A 15,132-nucleotide genomic window follows, 5' to 3' on the forward strand; every position below is an offset into this window, starting at 1 on the left:
CGGGTGTCCAACCGTACCGGCCCGGCCCGACCCGTACCCGCCCGTACCCACCCGTACCCGCCCGTACCCGCCCGTGTCCGTCCGCGGCCGTCCGTGTCCGTCCGGGCAAGGCCGAGCCCCCTCGGCCGGGACGGCGATCCAGTCGAGAGGGCTCTGGGTGGTGCTGGTTATGCGGTGTACGGATTCGGCTCAGGTCAGGTCGTAGGCCCCTTTGCTCACGCCCGTCACGAAGGTGCTCCACGCGGAGGTGTCGAAGGTCAGACGCGGGCCGTCGGGGTCCTTGGAGTCGCGCACCGCGATGGCGGCCGCCGCCGGAACGGCGATCTCGACGCAGGCGCCGTTGCCACCGGAGTACGAGGACTTCGTCCAGGAGAATGCGGAATTGGGCTGAATGGCCATGTTCACTCCGACTCGCTCTGAGGTGCACCGCGTTGCCGCGGATTCGGTAGACCTGACGCTACGCGCCAACATCACCGAGGGCAGGGGCAGTTCACTCATTCGTATGGCATATTCCTTGATCTCTTCTCAAGGGTGGGCACCCCGGTGTACGGTGCCGCGCTGCGCGTCGGAATCCCCGATTCGGCCATCCTCCGGCCATCCTCCGGCCATCCTTCGGCCGCCCTGACGTCCCGCTCAGGCCATGGCGTCCGCGTGCTTCTTCGCCGCCGAGGCGATGAACTCCCGGCTCTGGTCCGCGCTGAGCGCCTGTGCCCGCAGATGCTCGTACATGATCGTGTACTTGTGGACGTCGTTGGTCTTCTCCAGATACAGATCGCTCGTGACGCCTTCGATGTAGACCACGCTCGAATCGGCCGCGTCGTCGAACTCCAGGATCGAGAACGTCCCCGACATGCCGGCGTGCGCGCCCGCGTCGTACGGCAGCACCTGGACCGTCACGTGCGGCAGGTGACTGACCTCCACGAGGTGGTCGAGCTGCTCGCGCATGATCAGGTGGCTGCCCACGACCCGGCGCAGCGCGCTCTCGTCCATGACGACCCACAGTCGCAGCGGGTTGTCCGGGTGGTTGACCCGCTCCTGGCGGCGCATCCGTACCTGGATACGTTTTTCCAGCTGCTCCTGGGTGAGCTCCGGGACCGTGCCGGGAATGACGGCTTCGGCGTAACCGGGCGTCTGGAGCAGGCCCGGCACGAGCAGCGACTCGTACACCCGCAGCGAGGCCGCCTCGGTCTCCAGGCCGATGTAGACGCTGTACGGGATGTCGCCGAACGCGTGCCACCAGCCCTGCTGCCGCGAATCCTTGGCCATCTGCATCAGCGAATCCACCACGCGGTGGTCGTCGACCTCGTAGACCCCGCACAGGTCCCGGACGTCCCGCTGGCTGATGCTGCGGCGGCCGTTCTCCAGGCGGCTGATCTTCGACTGTGACACGAGCAGGCGCTCGGCGACCTCCTCGGCCGTCATGCCCTTCAGCTCGCGGAGCCTGCGCAGCTCCTGACCCAGCCGGCGACGTCGGACGGTGGGATTGATGTTGGACGCCACGGGACGTGCACCTCCGGCTCCGTACTGCTGCTTTCTCCTGCTCAGCAGATTGCCATCCCAGGTCCGCGCGGCGCAGTGGAATGGACACACAAGGCGAGCGGACGTACGCACGCGGTGGCTGTCCGGACGTACCCACACGGCCGCGGCCCCGTCCGGCATGCGCGCGGGGTGGCGGCCCGGCCGTCGTCCGGAACGGCCGGCCCGCCACCCCGCGCTTGCTGCGGCTCCCGAACGGGACTGTGGGGACAGTGGTGCGTGAGTGATACGGAGGGTGGTGCGTGGGGTGATACGAAGGTGGTGCGAGGGTGGTACGTGGGGTGTGTGCGCTCTGTGAATTGCCCGTGTCGTACCCGGTTTTTGTCAACGCCCGCTGACGCGAGGCGTCAACGCGCCCCGACGCGGGCCATGGAACCGTGCCGTGGCTGGGCCGGCACGCCCGCCGGTTCCGCCGCGACGCGGCTCGCGGGCTGCCGGCCCGCACCAGGCCCGGAGGCGGTCGCCACCGGTGCGCGCCTCGGCTGCGCCGCGACGCCGTTCTGCACATCCATGACGGCATGTGCGACCAGCCCGCCCATCGGGTCGTGCCGGATCAGGTCCCGGAGGCGGGAGCGCGAGGAGCGCCCCTCGTTCCCGGGATAGAGGTGCTTGCCGAGGCCGACCGCGTGGGCCAGCGCGGCGAGCGCCGCGGTCCGCGGGTCCGGCGGTACGCCGGTGCGGATCGCACTGTCGAGCCGGGCCTTGATCTCCCGGCTGATGGCCGTGTCCGTCGCCTGATAGCGAGTCGTCGGCAGTACCCCGCACATCTGGCCCGCCACGGCATGCACCATGCCGCACCGCTCCAGGTGCGTGAGATACGTCTGGCGCAGCCCCAGCCGGGGCCCGCCGATCCAGTGGACGGCGCGCACCGGGCTGCCGCGACGTCGCAGCAACTCAAGCGCGGAGTCCAGAGTCGGATCTCCGGTCGGCCGTGGCAGCACCACGGCGATACGATCCCCGTCTGGGGCTATCCGTCCGGCCAGAGCCAGCTCTACTAGCTGGGCCCCGGCCAGACCGAGGTCGAGCGACTGCGGCTGCGCTGTGGTTCCCGTTGCCGGGTCCAAAGCGAGCAGCAGAAGCTCCTCCGGAATTGTTCTGCGGCTCCTGCCCATCCATGCCTCCCCGCGTGGATGAATGACAGGGTGACCCCTCTCACATTCATCTGTCGAGAGCGCGTGGGGGGTTAGGCAGGGAACCTGTAGGTATGTCGTTCTCGTCTAGCTGCTTGGCGACGCCTCTTGTGGGGCGGGGCGCCCAGCGTTTCGCGTGGCGGTGCGGACGTGCCTCGCGGACACAGGACACTTGGGAACACTGGGCCAGACAGAGCGCGACGTATCGCGACGTGTGAAGGAGACATAGGTGGCGGGCGAGTCCCCCGGCAAGCCGGAGCAGAAGCAGTCGTCGGGGGAGACGGCGGGGAGCGAACGCGACCCGCGACTCGCGGTCTTCCGAGAGGCGCCGAAGCCGGACGAGAAGACCGGCGAGCGCGAGGAGAAGGCCGGCGAGCGCGACGAGAAGGACGGTACGGAAGCCGGCGCGGAGGCCGGCAAGGCCGACGGCGGGGGCCGGGACGCGCGGCTGCGCGAGGCGGTCGCCGCGTGGGTGGCGTCGTCCGACGAGGACGGCGAGAACGGCGAGGACGGCGAGAACGGTGAGGAGAGCGTGACCGGGGGCAACACCGAGGCCGAATCGAAGCCGGAGCAGAGGCCGGAGCAGGGGGCGGCGTCGAAGCCGGCGCCGAAGCCGGAGTCGAAGTCGAAACCGAAGTCGGAGCCGACGCCGGAAAGCCGTGCGAAGGATGAGGCGGCTGAGGCGCCGGTGACGAAGGCGTCGGCAGACGCCGGTACGGCGACGAAGAAGGCCCCCGAGGGCGCGGCGAAGGACAGCGCCAAGGGCGGCGCGAAGGACGGCGCGAAGGACGGCGCGAAGGGCGCGCTCAAGGGCGCTTCCGGGGGCGCGGGCGAGGACACCGTCGAGGACGGGGCCGAGGGTGCGCCTCAGAGCGCCTCTGAGCGCCCCTCCGCGGGCGGTGGCAAGCCTTCCGGGTCCGCTTCCGGTGTTGAGGACGGTTCCGGGATTTCCGGGGCGCAGAGCGGCTCCAAGGGCTCCTCCGGCTCCGCGGCCAAGGATGCCGCCGCCTCCGTTCCCGCTGCCGCGGCCGAGGGCGAGCCCAAGGTCGTGCAGCAGTCGAAGTCCGTCGACCAGCCGACCGCGATCTTCAAGGCGCCGAGCGCCGACGAGGGCGAGCGCAAGCCGGTCGACAACGCGACGCGCGCGTTCTCGATCGCAAAGCAGAAGACTGCGGACGACAGCGGTACGGCCACGGCCGCGAAGGCCGCGAAGGGCGAGGACGGGCCCGGCAAGTCCGACGCCAAGGCCGAGCCCAAGGCCGAGCCCAAGACCGAGCCCAAGACCGAGCCCAAGACCGACCCCACACCCGGCAAGTCCGACGGCAAGCCGTCCGCCGACAAGCCTTCGGCGGACAAGTCGCCGGCCGCCGAGCCGTCGACCCCCAAGGCGGCGGCCGACCAGCCGACCACGGCGATCAAGGCCGTACGGCCGTCCGGCGCCGCGGAGTCGGACGGCGAGCGCACCAGCCAGTTCGTGGCGCTGAAGTCCACCGACCCGCAGCCGATCAAGCCGCCGCGCCCGGTCGTGACCGGCAAGCCCGGAAAGCAGGGCAAGGCAGGCAAGGCGGACAAGGCGGAGAAGGGCGCCGCGAAGACCGACGCTGCTAAGGCCGACGCCGCCAAGACCGACATCGCGAAGGCCGGGAACAAGCCCGGCACCAAGGCGGCTGCCGGTACGGACACGAAGCCGGCCGCCGAGCCGGACGTCGCCCCGGGCACGAAGTGGGGCGCGAAGGCGGCCGGCACCGCCGGGGCCGACGCCAAGGCCGCCGCGCCCGAGGCGCCCTCGGGGGCGACGACCGGCACGACCGCGCCGCCCGGCGCGCTGCCGGACTCCGAGCAGACCAAGCAGCAGCCCCTCCCGCCGCTGGACCTGCTGGCCCAGCTGACCAACACCCCGCCGCCGCCCGAGACCCCGATGCGGACGGTCGCCCGCCGGTTCAAGATCTGGACCCCGGTGGTGCTCCTGCTGGCGATCATCTTCGTGGTCGTCCAGCAGGTACGGCCGCTGCCGGACCCGACGCTGGCGCTGGGCGGGAAGACCTCGTACACCTTCGGGGGCAGCCCGTTCCAGATGCCGTGGCCCGGTCAGGGGCAGGCCGCCGCCAAGGTGGTGGGCGCGGGCAGCCTGGGCACGTACGGCGAGGAGAAGCCGGTGCCGACGGCGAGCGTCGCCAAGATCATGACGGCGTACGTGATCCTGAAGAACCACCCTCTGAAGAAGGGTGAGGAGGGCCCGACTCTGACGATCGACGCCAAGACGGTCGAGGAGGGCAAGGCCGAGGGACAGTCGACGATCGGGAGCCTCAAGGAGGGACAGCAGTACAGCGAGTACAAGATGCTGCAGATGCTGATGATCCCCTCGGGCAACAACATCGCCCGCGCGCTGGCCCGCTGGGACGCCGGGTCCGAGCAGGAGTTCGCCAAGAAGATGAACGCCGCGGCCAAGGACCTCGGCATGAAGAACACCACGTACACCGACCCCAGCGGTCTGGAGAAGACCACCGTCAGCACCGCCGTCGACCAGCTCAAGCTGGCCGAGGAGGTCATGAAGCAGGACGCGTTCCGGAAGATCGTCGCGATGCCCAACGCGGACAAGGGCCTTCCGGAGCGGATCTTCAACAACAATGACCTCATCGCCAAGTACCCGGAGCTGAGCATCAAGGGCATCAAGACCGGCTCCAGCACGGCGGCCGGCGGCACGCTGGTGTGGGCGGCGTACAAGGGCGTCGGCGGCAAGGACCAGCTCATCCTCGGTGCCACGATGGGGCAGCACGTCAAGGGCCTGGACCCCAACGGAGGCAGCAGCCTCGCCCTGGTCCAGCAGCGCACCAAGCCCATGATCGAAGCCATCCGCAACGCCCTCACCTCCGCCACCACCGTCAAGAAGGGCCAGGTCGTCGGCTACGTGGACGACGGCGTCGGCGGTCAGACGCCCGTCGTGGCGACGAAGGACCTGGAGGCGATCGGCGTCCCCGGCCAGAAGATCGACTTCAAGATCGGCCCGGCCGCCGGCAAGCCCGTCCCGCACGAGGCGAAGGCCGGCACCGTCGTCGGCGAGCTGACCGTCGGCAGCGGGTCCACCGCGGCCAAGGTGCCGGTGGCCCTCCAGAAGAACCTCGCCGAGCCGACCTTCGGCGCGAAGCTGACGCGCATCGGCTGAGCGAGCGCCGGCGGGCCGTACGACACGAGCCGCCGCCCACCCGCAGGCCCCCGCCTGCCCGTGGGCGGCGGTTGTCGTACGGTCTAAGCGTGTCCGGACAGTCCGGCCCGGCCCGGTGGAGCGGAGTCCGTCATCGATGTAGCGCAGACCGCGTACGCGTCCCCCGCGCGCGCCAGAGGTGTCTGGGCGTCGCGGGGGGCCGTCGCGCTTTTTCCGGCCGCTCTGATGCTTCTTACGGGGCTGTGGGGCATCCGCCGCCAGGGGAGCATGTGGCGTGACGAGGCGGTCACGTACGACATGGCGCACCGCACGCTGGCGGAGCTGTGGCCGACGCTCCAGACCGTGGACGCGGTGCACGGTCTCTATTACGTCCTCATGCGCGGCTGGTTCCTCGTCTTCGACGGGGGAGTGGTGGCCCTGCGGCTGCCGTCCGTGGTCGCGATGGCGGCGGCCGCCGCCGGTGTCACCCTGCTCGGCAGGCAGCTGGCGGGCCGGCGGGCGGGGCTCTTCGCGGGGCTGGTCTTCGTCCTGCTGCCGATGGTGCAGCAGTACGCGCAGGAGGGCCGCTCCTACGCGATGGTCTGCGCGCTGGTGGTGTGGTCCACGTACCTGCTGGCGCGGGTCGCCGCCCGTCCGGGCAGGCGCCTGTGGGCGGGCTACGGGGCGCTGTCACTGGCCGCCTGCTGGATGCACGAATTCGCCGTACTGGCCCTGCCCGCGCACGGCGCCGCCGTCGTCCTGTCCGGCCTGCCGCGGGCCGTCCGGCGGGCCTGGTGCGTGGTGGCGGGCGCGGTGGTCGTCGCGCTCGTCCCGCTGGCGTTGTTCAGCATGGGGCAGTCGGAACAGCTCAGCTGGCTCCAATGGCCCAACCCCGTCCAGCTGGGCACGTTCATCGCCCTGGTCCTGGGCGGTCTGATCTGCTCCCGCGCCCCGGTCGGCCGGGCGGGGGCCCGGCGGCTGCGGCTGCGGCCGGTCGCGCTGCCGCTGCTGGTGCTGCCCACGGCGCTGCTGGTGCTGCTCTCCCAGCTCAAGCCGATGTACGTGGACCGTTACGTCCTGTACTACGTGGCCGGCTTCGCCCTCCTGGCGGGCGCCGCGCTCGACTGGGTGCTGCGCCCGGCCGGCCACCGCGGCCAGACCCGGCGCCGGCTGCTGTACCGGTCGATGGCGCTGGCCGTGGTGCCGGCCCTGCTCGTCCCCGTCAACGTCTTCCTGCGCAGCCCGCAGAGCCGTACGGACGACGCGGTCGCGGTGACCCGCGCGGTCGAGGAGCTGTCGTCACCGGGCGACGGGCTGCTGTTCCTGCCCTCCCGGCGGCGGGTGTGGGCGGCGGCCGACCCGCACGAGTTCCACCGCCTGCGGGACCTGGCGCTCGACCGAAGCCCGGTGGCCTCGCACACCCTGTACGGCACGGAGCTGTCCGGCGACCGCGTCCACGCGCACATGATGCAGGCCCGCCGCATCGTCGCGGTCGGTGACGCGAAGGGACAGCCGCTCGACGAGACCGACCAGGAGATCGCCAAGCGGACGACCTTGCGCACCGCGTTCCAGGCCTGCGCGACACGGGAGCTCAAGGGGGCGCGGGTGACGTTGTACGCGCGGCCGGGGCACTGCTGAGGGCCGAGGCGCCCGATGGAGCAAAGGCGCGGTCCTCACAGGAGCGCCGCCCCCTCCGCGTCCAGTCCCAGCAGGTCGCGGAGTGCCTCCGCGCCCGCGGTCGTCAGCCGTACGGCACGGCCGCTGCCGATGCGCCGCACCCACGCCCGCTCCAGCAGCTCCGCGCACAGCCGGGCGCCCGCCACGCCCGCCAGGTGCTGCCGCCGCTCGGTCCAGTCCAGGCAGCCGCGGGCCGTCGGGCGGCGGCCCGCGCGCAGTGCGGCGGCGTCGGTGCCGAGGGCTTCGGCGAACCAGGTCCGGCCGGTACCGGTGAGCGCGAAGCCGCCGTCCTGGTCGAGCAGGCCGCGCTCGGTCATCGCGTCGGTGAGGGCCACGCCGAGGCGCCCGGCCAGGTGGTCGTAACACGTGCGCCCGCGGGCCAGCGCGGCCGAGGCGTTGACGGCGCGCAGCCCGCGCGGCGGGGCGGCGGGCGGGTCGAGGTGCGCGGTGAGGACTTCGAGCAGTTCGGCGACGCGGGGGCTCGCGAGCTGTACGTAACGGTGGCGGCCCTGGCGCCGCTCCACCAGCAGCCCGCCCTCGGTCAGCCGCGTCAGGTGCTCGCTGGCGCTGGACGGCGCGACCCGCGCGTACGCCGCCAGCTCGCCCGACGTCCAGGCGCGCCCGTCCAGCAGGGCCAGGCAGAAGGCGGCCCGGGTACGGTCCGCGAGCAGGCCCGCGAGGCGCGCCAGCTCGGTGCTGTGGGCCGCGTCCGCGTCCGGCGGCGGCGCTTGGACCCGTGCCCGTGCCCGCACCTGCGAGCGTGCCTGTGTGGTCATGGATTCATTGTGCGCGGTCACGTTTCGGCCGGACCCGAAACGATCCGGTCCTACGGTCCAGCCATGCGGACCTTGGATGACACACCCTTGGGTGACACACAAGCGGGCGTGGGCCCGGACGTGCTGACCGATCCGGACTGGGTGGTGCCGCCGGTGCCCCAGGACGTACCGGAGGGCGGGATGGCCTGGCTGCGGGCGCGGGTCGCCCGCTTCAGCAGCGGGGAGGCGCACGCACGGCGCCGGGCGCTGGCGGCCGGCCTGCTCGGTGGTGGTGGCGAGGATGCGGTCGACGCGCTGCGCGACGCCGCACGCGTACGGGCGGAAGGGGTGCTGGGCGGCGCGGGGAAGGGGGCGGACACGGGGAGCGTGGATCTGATGGCGCGGGTGGCGCGCGTCGTGCCCGCCGAGGTCCTCGCCGGATTCCTCGGGCTGCCGGTCACGGCGGAGACGGCCGGGCTGGTCGGGCACGTCGCCCGCGCGTACCACGCGCACGGCGAGACCGTTCCGGCCGCCGACCGCGCCCTCGCCCGGCTCGTAGCGGTCTGCGGCGGTACGTGGGACGAGGCCACGGCGGCCCGGATCGGGCTGCTCGTGCAGGCGTACGACGCGACGGCGGGGCTGATCGGAAACGCGGCGTTCCGGATGCTGACGGAGGACTCCCGGGAACGTCCGGCCGGGCCCGTTGCCGCTGCCGTCACCGCTGCCGTCACCGCTGCCGTCACCGACTGGCTCGACCGGACGCTGAGCGCCGATCCGCCCGTACGGGGCACCCTCCGCGCCCCCGCGGACGGTGGCGAACCGGTACGGATCAGCCTCGTCACGGATGACGGAACGTTTCCCTTCGGCGCCGGCCCGCACGCCTGCCCCGGGCGCGCCCACGCCCGGGCCCTCGCGGCCGGAGTGCTGGAGGCGCTGCTCGTACGCGGCTGCCGCCTCGTCCGGCCGGACCTCGCCTACGAGCCGTCCGCGAATCTGCGGGTGCCGGTGAAACTGGAGGTGACGTGCGCGTGAGCAGGGAGCGCGTGAGCAGGGAGACGGACAAGTCGGCCACGGGCGCGGACCGTACGCACCTCACCCGCGCCTTCCACGCCCTCCACCACCGCGACGCGCCGCTGCTGCTCCCCAACGCCTGGGACGCCGCCTCGGCCGCCGCCCTCGCCGCCGCGGGCTTCGCCGCGATCGGCACCACGAGCCTGGGCGTCGCCGCCGCCCTCGGCGCACCCGACGGCCAGGGGTCGGCCCTCGTACGGGACGCTACGCTCGCCCTCGCGCGACGGCTGGGCAGCCGTCTGGCCTGCCCGTACACCGTGGACATCGAGGGCGGGTTCGGCGGTGGTCCGGAGGAAGTGGGGGAGCTGGCACGCGAGTTGGCCGGGGCGGGCGCTTCCGGCGTCAATCTGGAGGACGGGCTGCCGGGGCGCGCGGGGGACGGTCCGCTGGTCCCGGCCGGGCAGCAGGCCGAGTCGATCCGCGCCGTCAAGGCGAGCGCGCCGGACCTCTATGTCAACGCCCGCATCGATACCCACTGGCTCGTGGCGGACCCCGCCGCGCGGCCGCTGGACGAGACGCTGCGACGCGCCGAAACGTATCTGTCGGCCGGGGCGGACGGCATCTTCGTACCGGGGATCGCCGACGAGCGGACCATCGCCACGCTCGTCGAGGCGGTCCCGGCACCGCTGAACATCCTGTACGCGCCGGGCCGCCACCGTCTCGCCCGCCTGGCGGAACTGGGCGTACGGCGCGTCAGCACCGGTTCGCTGCTCTTCCGTTCGGCGCTGCACGCGGCGGTCGGGCTGGCCGAGTCCGTACGGGCGGACAGGCCGGACCATGACGTTGCCGGGGTGCCCGGTTACGGCGAGGTGCAGCGGCTGGCGGGGCTCAGCCCTGCTGCGTCTGCCGGCGCCGGTGCACCGTGAGGCCCACGCCCGCCGCGCCCAGCACACCTGCCGCGCCCACGAGCCCGCCCGTCGGGAGCTGACCGATCCGCTCGGCTATGCCGACGATGCCGTCCTCCGGCAGCACGGCGGACTTGCGGCCCATCGCGTGCGAAACGGTGGCGTCGGAAGCGTCGGAAGCGTCGGAAGCGTCGGAAGCGTGGGAGACCTGGGGAGCGGAGTCGGCGGCGTCGGCGGCGAACGCGCCGCTCGCCGGGAGGACCAGAACGGCTGCGACACCGGTCGCGACGGCGGCGGTGCGAATCACGGAGCGGCGCTTTGCCCGCATGGGACTACTCCTCGTCGTGGCGGTTCCGGCCGCCATAGGTCTGCTGGGTGCGTCGTGCTGGCAGAGATCAATCTACGAGGCCTGTTTCACGGCGATCCGTAGGTTGTGTAACAGCCTGGACCCGCTCTGCGGGCGGTGATGTCACAGGCATGGGCGTGACCGACCGTCCGCGCGCCCCCACTATGGGTAACTTTGTCTCGTTACGTACGGCTGTGTCTGCTCCGGGAAGACTCCGGGGGGCGTAAGACCCCGGCCGGGACCCCCGTAACGGGAAAGGTGGTGGTGGGCCGTGCGGCGCCGGATGCTTTCGGTGGTGATGCCATTCGTGGCGCCGCTGCCGCTCGCCCTGACGGCGGGCTGCGCGAACTTCACGGGCCTGCACGACGACGGGCGCGCGCGGAACGTGAAGGCGCCGTACGCCCTGTGGGCGGACCGGTCGCCCTCGCCGCGCGTCCGGGAGGCGGACCCCGGCGACCAGCGCGCCGTGCCGGGCATCGCGCGGGTCCCCTCCGGCGACATGAAGGACACCGACCCGGCGGCCGTCGTCCGCGCGGACCACCTGGCCGACGGCGGACGGCCGCCCGCCGCGAACGCCGTACGCAGCCCCGCCTACCACGATCTCACCGACGACGGACGGCCCGACCTGATCAGCGCCGTCGACCTCGACGGACGCACCAGCGAACTGCGCGTCTACAGCGTCCGCAACGAGGTGGTGACCCGCGTCCTCGCCCTGCGCGCCGTGCTCGCGGGCGTCGAACTGGCCGCCGGACACCTCTCCGTACGCGAGCCCACCAAGGACCCGCGCTACGTCAGCGTCACCGACTACGTCTGGGACGGCAGCCGGATGGGCCTGTGGGACCTCACGCTGGACGACTACCGCACTCCGCAGAACCCGCTGCCCACAATGGCGCCCAGCTCATCCACACCCCCTTCACCGACCTCCGGCAAGCCGCCACCCGCTTCGCTCCCGCCCTCCCCCGGAGACCGGCTGTGACCCGCCCGGCGCTCTCCCTCCGCTGGAAGATCGCCCTCACCGTCACGGCGGTGTGCTGTGCCGTGGCCGCCGTCCTGGGCGTGCTCGTCCACAACGCCGTCGCCCGCCAGACCGTCGGCCAGGTGCACAAGGAGACGCTGGCCGACCTCGACGAGGCGCTGGAACTGTACGAGTACGGCACGTCCCGCGAAGGGCTGAACTCCGTGCTCGACCCCGCCGAACTGCCGCCGGAACTGCGCGCGTCGGTGCACCACGGCCGGCGCGGCAGCATGGTCGGCACATACCAGGGGAAGCGCGTCATGTGGGCGGCGGCGCCGGCCGGCGACCAGGTCATGGCGGTCTGGTCCCCGTACGAGAACACCCGCCGCTCCCTGGAGAACCTGGACACGGCCATCTTCGGCTCGGCCGTCCTCGCCGCCACCGCCGTCGCCCTCGCCGGGCTGTTCCTCGCCCACCGCATCAGCCGCCGGCTGGGCACCACGGCCGCCGTAGCCCGTCGCATCACGGCCGGGGACCTGGACGCCCGGGTCGGCGACGAGGGCCGGGGGCGGCGCCGGCCCGCGCCGCAGGACGAGGTGGCGGCGGTGGCCGCGGCGCTGGACTCGGTGGCCGGTTCGCTCCAGGGCCGCCTCCAGGCCGAGCAGCGCTTCACCGCCGATGTCGCCCACGAGCTGCGTACCCCGCTGACCGGCATCCTCGCCTCGGCCGAGCTGCTGCCCGAGGGCCGCCCCAAGGAGATGATCAACGACCGGCTGCGGGCGCTGCGCCGGCTCATCGAGGACCTGCTGGAGATCTCCCGGCTCGACTCCGGCGCCGAACGCGCCGAGCTGGCCTCGTACGAGCTGGGCGCGCTGGTCCGCAGTTCGGTGCGGGGGCTGGGGCTCGACACGGACGTACGGGTCGTGCGCGAAGCGGTCGTACGGACGGACCGCCGCCGGCTGGACCGCATCCTGTGCAACCTCGTGCTGAACGCGCACCGGCACGGGGAGCCGCCGGTGGTGGTGACGGTGGATGTGCCGGGCGGTCTGCCGGGCGGGGGATCGGGTGCGCATCCGGGCGGGGGATCGGGTGCGTATCAGGACGGGGGATCGGGTGCGAATTCGAGCGGGGTATGGGGTGGGGCTCCGAATGGGGCATCGGGTGGGGCCCGGAACGGGGCATCGGGTGGGGCTTCGAATGGGGTGCCGGGTCGGGCGTCCGCCGCTGCTCCCGCGGCTGCCGCGGCGGTCGGGGACGAGGCGGCGTACGGTGACGGGCCCGCCGGGGTCCCCATCGTGGAAGTGCGCGACCACGGCCCCGGTTTCCCGGACGCGCTGCTGCACCGGGGCCCGCAGCGCTTCCGTACCGACGCGCCCGGCCGCGGCAAGGGGCACGGTCTCGGCCTGACCATCGCGGTGGGCCAGGCGGCCGTCCTCGGTATCGGGCTGAGCTTCACCAACGCGCCGGACGGCGGCGCGCGGGCCGTACTCCGCCTCAACCCGCCGCCGGACGGGCCGCCCGCGGCGTCGCCTATCCTGCCGCCGCCGGGCGGCCCACCCGCACAGCCAGGGCGTACACCCGGGTGATCTGGTGCGGGCTGTTGTTGTTGTCCGAGACGAGGAACAGCGGCAGCCGCCCCTTGTACGGGCCCGAGGACAGCGGCGCCGTGCCGAGCGCCATCCCCTCCGCGTTCTCCAGCAGTGGGTTCAACTGCGGCTGCGCGGTGGCCGAACCACCCCTCGGGCACCTCACGAGATCGACCGGCTCCCACTTCTTCGCGAACGCGTCGACCGGCTCGGACTGCAACGACTCGACCCCGGACACATCCTTCGCGCGGCTCAGATCGGCGCCGAAGATCCGTACCGCGTTCCCCTGGCCCTCGGCGTGGTTGGTCTCCAGGACCAGCAGCCGGTCGTCGCCCAGCGCCACCAGCTCCGACACGCGCAGTCCGGCCGCCGACTGGTAGGCGTACTGCTTGTCCGGTACGTACGCGCCGCCGGGCGTCCCCTTGAAGCGCTGGATGCGCAGCAGGCCGCGGCCGCGTGCCTTGCCGTCGCGGAACAGCGGCGCCTCCAGGCCCGCGTACAGGTACCGCCCGTCCGGGGACGCGCCCAGCGCTTCCAGGTTCTCCGGACCCGCCCATTTGACGAGGTTCGGCGGCAGCTCGATACGGCCCAGCTCCGCGCCGTCCGACACCCGGAACCTGCGGATGGAGGGGCCCGCCTCCGAGGCGACCAGTACGGTGCGCCCGCCCTGCTCCAGGACCAGGCCCTCGCCGTCGAAACGGCCGCCGCCGGTGGGGTGGAGGGTGCGCATGTCGACGGCGCGGGCGGCGGGCGGGGAGGCGCCGGTGGTGCCGAGGTCCAGCTCGAAGATCCGGCCGGGCGAGTTGTCGGCCAGCGCCCAGGCGCGGGAAGGGCCGGACATCGCCAGCCCGGACAGCCCGTCGACCGGTACGGCGGCCTCGTACTCGACACCGTCGAGCGCGTCGCTGTGGCCGATCAGCGCCACGTCGGCGGAACAGTCGCCGGAGGACGGCTCGTCGTCCCCGGACTGCCACCACACGAAGGACGGTACGGCGACGGCCGCCGCACAGAGGGTGGCGATCAGCCCCCGGCGGCGGGTCCTGCGCTTCCTCTCCTCCGCCGCCTCCTGTTCCCGCTGCCGCTCACGCTGTCGCTCCAGCTCCCGTTCCCGGTCCGTCGCGCCGTCCCCCGTGGTCCCCGGACCTCCGGCCGCGGTCCGACTGCCTTGCGGCACCTGGGGTACGGGCCGCGCCGCCCGGTTCTGTACGAACGGCAGTTTCTCGATGCCGTTCTGGCTCTGCTGCTGGGGCAGCGGCCGGTTCTTCGCCCGCAGCGCGCGGCGGACTTCGCGGTAGATCGCTTCCAGGGTGAGGTGGGTGTCCACCCCGTTCGCGTCCGGCAGCTCACCGGGCCCTGAGGGCGCGGGCGTGGCATCCGGGGCCCGCCCGGCCCCCTGCGGCCCCGGAACGCCTTCCCGCAGCACCCGCAGGAACTCCCCGGTGAACGCCGTGTACTCCTCGCCCTCAAAGGCCAGCGCCTCGACGTTCCACGGCGTCGAGGTGAGCAGGTACGAGACGCCCTCCATACCGTCCATGCCCTCGAACAGGGCCTCGCCGAGCCGGCTGGACGCCTGCTGCGTGGCCGCGAGGGTGGACATGGCGCCGCCGCCCATCGACCCGGCGGACATCCCCTTGATCACGCTGCCGCTGTAGCAGCAGTCGAGGATGACGATGCGGAGCCGGGGCGGCGTACGGGTGCCGAGCACGCTGCGCAGCCAGGCGTACGGGATGCCGCTGTGCAGCTTCCCGGCCTCCGTACCGGGCAGCGTGAGGTACAGCCCCTCCTGCTTGGAGTCGAGGAAACCGTGCCCGGCGTAGTACACGATCAGCGTGTCCTTCGCCGAGTGGACCGCCTGCTCCACCGGGCGCAACGCGGCGGTGATCGTCCGCGGGTTGAGCACCACCCGGCAGTTCCGCTTCGGGATGCCCCCGATGGTCCGGTCGGTCAGCGCGGCCCGGAGCGCCTTGAGGTTGTTCCGCACGGCGGGCAGCTGCGGCAGGCTGGTGTACGAATCGACGCCGATGATCACACAGGCCGACTCCGCCGGGTTGAACACCGGCCCGGGGAGGTCCCCGAAGTCCGTCATGGG

At 72.7% G+C, this 15,132-nt stretch carries 12 protein-coding genes; 6 read left to right on the plus strand and 6 right to left on the minus strand.

Annotation, left to right across the window (positions count from 1 at the left end):
- Window positions 1-189 precede the first annotated feature (189 nt).
- The 3 genes from CP973_RS04235 to CP973_RS04245 form a co-directional block, all read right to left on the minus strand.
- Window positions 190-399, minus strand: a complete 210-nt coding sequence (locus CP973_RS04235; RefSeq protein ID WP_150237656.1) for a DUF397 domain-containing protein — start codon at window positions 397-399, stop codon at window positions 190-192.
- 234 nt (window positions 400-633) lie between these two features.
- Window positions 634-1,500, minus strand: a complete 867-nt coding sequence (locus CP973_RS04240) for a helix-turn-helix domain-containing protein (protein ID WP_150237659.1) — start codon at window positions 1,498-1,500, stop codon at window positions 634-636.
- Window positions 1,501-1,883: 383 nt separating this feature from the next.
- On the minus strand, window positions 1,884-2,648 hold the full coding sequence (locus tag CP973_RS04245) for a GOLPH3/VPS74 family protein (protein WP_030182595.1): 765 nt from the start codon (window positions 2,646-2,648) through the stop codon (window positions 1,884-1,886).
- A 247-nt stretch (window positions 2,649-2,895) separates the two neighbouring features.
- Between CP973_RS04245 and CP973_RS04250 the strand changes: the two genes are divergently transcribed.
- Together CP973_RS04250 and CP973_RS04255 are read left to right on the plus strand one after the other, a co-directional pair.
- Complete coding sequence (locus CP973_RS04250) at window positions 2,896-5,829, plus strand: serine hydrolase (protein ID WP_150237667.1); 2,934 nt, start codon at window positions 2,896-2,898, stop codon at window positions 5,827-5,829.
- A 225-nt stretch (window positions 5,830-6,054) separates the two neighbouring features.
- Window positions 6,055-7,446, plus strand: coding sequence for a glycosyltransferase family 39 protein (locus CP973_RS04255; protein ID WP_150237669.1), 1,392 nt, complete (start codon window positions 6,055-6,057; stop codon window positions 7,444-7,446).
- 35 nt (window positions 7,447-7,481) lie between these two features.
- Here the strand turns inward: CP973_RS04255 and CP973_RS04260 are convergent, their stop codons facing one another.
- Window positions 7,482-8,261, minus strand: coding sequence for an ArsR/SmtB family transcription factor (locus CP973_RS04260; RefSeq protein ID WP_244409268.1), 780 nt, complete (start codon window positions 8,259-8,261; stop codon window positions 7,482-7,484).
- 63 nt (window positions 8,262-8,324) lie between these two features.
- Between CP973_RS04260 and CP973_RS04265 the strand changes: the two genes are divergently transcribed.
- Complete coding sequence (locus CP973_RS04265; RefSeq protein WP_208853128.1) at window positions 8,325-9,272, plus strand: cytochrome P450 family protein; 948 nt, start codon at window positions 8,325-8,327, stop codon at window positions 9,270-9,272.
- Between the two features lie 11 nt (window positions 9,273-9,283).
- The gene (locus CP973_RS04270; RefSeq protein ID WP_150237671.1) at window positions 9,284-10,177 is read left to right on the plus strand and encodes an isocitrate lyase/PEP mutase family protein; all 894 of its coding nucleotides are present in this window, start codon (window positions 9,284-9,286) and stop codon (window positions 10,175-10,177) included.
- On the opposite strand, the gene CP973_RS04275 is transcribed toward CP973_RS04270, so the two are convergent.
- Window positions 10,140-10,484, minus strand: coding sequence for a hypothetical protein (locus CP973_RS04275; RefSeq protein ID WP_150237672.1), 345 nt, complete (start codon window positions 10,482-10,484; stop codon window positions 10,140-10,142). The genes CP973_RS04270 and CP973_RS04275 overlap by 38 nt on opposite strands.
- Before the next feature lie 316 nt (window positions 10,485-10,800).
- On the opposite strand from CP973_RS04275, the gene CP973_RS04280 reads away from it, so the two are divergent.
- Together CP973_RS04280 and CP973_RS40685 are read left to right on the plus strand one after the other, a co-directional pair.
- On the plus strand, window positions 10,801-11,478 hold the full coding sequence (locus CP973_RS04280; RefSeq protein ID WP_244409728.1) for a hypothetical protein: 678 nt from the start codon (window positions 10,801-10,803) through the stop codon (window positions 11,476-11,478).
- Window positions 11,475-13,043 (plus strand): sensor histidine kinase, encoded by a 1,569-nt coding sequence (locus tag CP973_RS40685; protein ID WP_150237675.1) that lies wholly within the window; start codon window positions 11,475-11,477, stop codon window positions 13,041-13,043. Before CP973_RS04280 ends, CP973_RS40685 begins: the two co-directional genes overlap by 4 nt.
- On the opposite strand, the gene CP973_RS04290 is transcribed toward CP973_RS40685, so the two are convergent.
- Complete coding sequence (locus CP973_RS04290; protein ID WP_150237677.1) at window positions 12,988-15,129, minus strand: esterase-like activity of phytase family protein; 2,142 nt, start codon at window positions 15,127-15,129, stop codon at window positions 12,988-12,990. The two genes, CP973_RS40685 and CP973_RS04290, sit on opposite strands and share 56 nt — an antisense overlap.
- Between the last annotated feature and the right edge of the window lie 3 nt (window positions 15,130-15,132).

The organism is Streptomyces albofaciens JCM 4342 (assembly GCF_008634025.1).
GTDB classification, from domain to species: Bacteria; Actinomycetota; Actinomycetes; order Streptomycetales; family Streptomycetaceae; genus Streptomyces; species Streptomyces albofaciens.

What these genes read in the sequence shown, in the direction of transcription:
- CP973_RS04235 (WP_150237656.1), bottom strand. Translation starts at nt 399, where the DNA reads ATGGCCATTCAGCCCAATTCCGCATTCTCCTGGACGAAGTCCTCGTAC.
- CP973_RS04245 (WP_030182595.1), bottom strand. Translation starts at nt 2,648, where the DNA reads ATGGGCAGGAGCCGCAGAACAATTCCGGAGGAGCTTCTGCTGCTCGCT.
- CP973_RS04255 (WP_150237669.1), top strand. Translation starts at nt 6,055, where the DNA reads ATGCTTCTTACGGGGCTGTGGGGCATCCGCCGCCAGGGGAGCATGTGG.
- CP973_RS04260 (WP_244409268.1), bottom strand. Translation starts at nt 8,261, where the DNA reads ATGACCACACAGGCACGCTCGCAGGTGCGGGCACGGGCACGGGTCCAA.
- CP973_RS04265 (WP_208853128.1), top strand. Translation starts at nt 8,325, where the DNA reads ATGCGGACCTTGGATGACACACCCTTGGGTGACACACAAGCGGGCGTG.
- CP973_RS04275 (WP_150237672.1), bottom strand. Translation starts at nt 10,484, where the DNA reads ATGCGGGCAAAGCGCCGCTCCGTGATTCGCACCGCCGCCGTCGCGACC.
- CP973_RS04280 (WP_244409728.1), top strand. Translation starts at nt 10,801, where the DNA reads ATGCCATTCGTGGCGCCGCTGCCGCTCGCCCTGACGGCGGGCTGCGCG.
- CP973_RS04290 (WP_150237677.1), bottom strand. Translation starts at nt 15,129, where the DNA reads ATGACGGACTTCGGGGACCTCCCCGGGCCGGTGTTCAACCCGGCGGAG.